Origin of the sequence: Stenotrophomonas sp. 2YAF22 (assembly GCF_052114665.1) — a bacterium.
GTDB classification, from domain to species: Bacteria; Pseudomonadota; Gammaproteobacteria; order Xanthomonadales; family Xanthomonadaceae; genus Stenotrophomonas; species Stenotrophomonas indicatrix.
In genome coordinates this window covers 1-2,466 of the sequence record NZ_JBFRFE010000635.1, presented here as the reverse complement: position 1 = coordinate 2,466, position 2,466 = coordinate 1, and the positions used below count along the sequence as shown (strand labels likewise).

At 66.8% G+C, this 2,466-nt stretch carries 2 protein-coding genes; one reads left to right on the top strand and one right to left on the bottom strand.

From position 1 onward, the window contains the following. Positions 1 to 13 precede the first annotated feature (13 nt). Positions 14 to 1,690 carry an electron transfer flavoprotein-ubiquinone oxidoreductase gene (locus AB4Y84_RS19240; RefSeq protein ID WP_025875865.1) on the bottom strand — a complete coding sequence of 559 codons (1,677 nt, stop codon included), beginning with the start codon at positions 1,688 to 1,690 and terminating at the stop codon, positions 14 to 16. A 307-nt stretch (positions 1,691 to 1,997) separates the two neighbouring features. Between AB4Y84_RS19240 and AB4Y84_RS19235 the strand changes: the two genes are divergently transcribed. Further along, on the top strand, positions 1,998 to 2,466 hold a 469-nt coding region (locus AB4Y84_RS19235; RefSeq protein ID WP_442250687.1), incomplete at its 3' end, for an acyl-CoA dehydrogenase family protein.

The following is a 2,466-nucleotide window of genomic DNA, read 5'->3' as shown; positions in this document are numbered from 1 at the left end:
GCCCCATCGCCGGTCACATGCCGGAGTAGTTCGGTCCGCCGCCGCCCTGCGGGGTCACCCAGACGATGTTCTGGGTCGGATCCTTGATGTCGCAGGTCTTGCAGTGCACGCAGTTCTGCGCGTTGATCTGCAGCCGCGCATCGTTGCCGTCGCCGACGAATTCGTACACGCCCGCCGGGCAGTAGCGCGCTTCCGGACCGGCGTACTCGGCCAGGTTCACCTTCACCGGGATGCTCGCATCCTTCAGCGTCAGGTGGCTGGGCTGGTTCTCGTCGTGGTTGGTGCTGCTGAGGAACACCGAGCTGAGGCGGTCGAAGGTCAGCACGCCATCGGGCTTGGGATAGGCAATGCGCGTGTGCTTGGATGCCGGCTCCAGGCAGGCGTGGTCCGGGATGCTGTGGCGCAGGGTCCACGGTGGGTTGCGCACGCCCAGCTTCGGCAGCAGCCACTGCTCGATGCCGGTCATCAGCGTGGCCACGGTCTGGCCCTTCTTGAACCACTGCTTGAAGTTCTTGGACAGCTTCAGTTCGTCGTGCAGCCAGCTGGTTTCAAAGGCGGCCGGGTAGGCGCTGAGCTCATCGTGCTGGCGATCGGCCACCAGCGCGTCGAAGGCGGCATCGGCGCACAGCATGCCGGTCTTGATCGCGGCGTGGCTGCCCTTGATGCGGCTGACGTTGAGGTAGCCGGCTTCGCAGCCGACCAGCGCGCCGCCCGGGAACACGGTCTTGGGCAGCGACATCAGGCCACCGGCGGTGATCGCACGCGCGCCGTAGCCGATGCGGGTGCCGCCTTCCAGATGCTTGCGGATCGACGGATGGGTCTTGAAGCGCTGGAATTCCTCGAACGGGCTCAACCACGGGTTCTTGTAGTCCAGGCCGACCACGTAGCCGATGGCAACCTTGCCGCCGTCGGCGTGGTACAGGAAGGCACCGCCGTAGGTGTCGGTATCCAGCGGCCAGCCGGCGGCGTGCACCACCAGGCCCGGTTCATGCTTGGCCGGGTCGATCTGCCACAGTTCCTTGATGCCGATGCCGTAGGCCTGCGGATCCTTGCCTTCGTCCAGCTTGAAACGGCTGATCAGCTGGCGGCCGAGGTGGCCGCGCGCGCCTTCGGCGAACACCGTGTACTTCGCATGCAGGGCCATGCCGCGCTCGAAGGCCGGACCGATCGTGCCGTCCTTTTCGATGCCCATGTCGCCGGTAGCCACGCCGATCACCGCGCCGTCATCGCCGTACAGCACTTCGGCGGCGGCGAAGCCGGGGAAGATCGCCACTTCCAGCGCCTCGGCCTGCTGCGCCAGCCAGCGGGTGACTTCGCCCAGGCTGATGATGTAGTTGCCTTCGTTGTGGAAGCACTCGGGCAACAGCGCGTGCGGGGTGGTGCGCGCGCCGGTCTCGCTGAGGAACAGGAACTCGTCGCGGGTGACCTTCTGCTTCAGCGGTGCGCCGCGCTCGGCCCAGTCCGGGAACAGTTCGGTCAGCGCGCGCGGGTCCATCACCGCGCCGGACAGCACGTGCGCGCCGGGTTCGGAGCCCTTCTCCAGCACGCATACCGACAGTTCGCGGCCGGCGTCGATCGCACGTTGGCGCAGGCGGATCGCGGTGGCCAGGCCGGCCGGGCCGGCACCGACGACGACCACGTCGAATTCCATGACTTCACGCGGGGGCAGGGCGTTGGCTTCAGCACTCATCGATTGCATGACTCGTGGGTAGTGCCGGCATCGGGGCCACCGGCGGTTGCCTGGGAATCGCGCGTGCAGCCACGGGCGAAACGGTTGTTTGAATGTGTCAGGGTACCGGGACGGGCGTGATCGAGCTAGATCGCCGATGTTCACATCGCAATTGCTGCAATGCAGCGTAATGCGCGTGGTCTGGCAGGTGCCAACCTTGGTGGACGTGAGCGGAAACACCAGCGCCGACCAGGGTCGGCCTCTACCCGCACACCAACTCCGCCCGGATGGCCGACAATGGCGGCAGTCCCGACTGCGTGTGAGTGCCATGGCTTTGGATCCGTACGACCTGTTCGATGTCCGTTCCCTGCTCAGCGAGGAAGAGCGCGCGGTACAGGAGAGCGTGGCCCGCTTCACCAACGAGCGCGTGCTGCCGATCATCGGTGATGCCTTCGACCAGGCACGGTTCCCGTCGGAACTGGTGCCGGAGATCGCCGCGCTTGGGCTGCTCGGCGCCACGCTGCCGGCCGAGTACGGCGGCGGCGACATGGGGGCGGTGAGTTACGGGCTGATCTGCCAGGAGCTGGAGCGCGGCGATTCGGGCCTGCGCAGCTTCGTGTCGGTGCAGAGCTCGCTATGCATGTACCCGATCTTTGCTTACGGCAGCGAAGAACAGCGCCGGCAATGGCTGCCGGCGATGGCCCGCGGCGAACTGATCGGCTGCTTCGGCCTGACCGAGGCACATGGCGGTTCCGACCCGGCCAGCATGAAGACCCGCGCGGTGCGCGATGGCAGCG

Bases quoted from the DNA above. Each gene is read 5' to 3' on its own strand.
- AB4Y84_RS19240 (WP_025875865.1), bottom strand. From the start codon at position 1,690: ATGAGTGCTGAAGCCAACGCCCTGCCCCCGCGTGAAGTCATGGAATTC.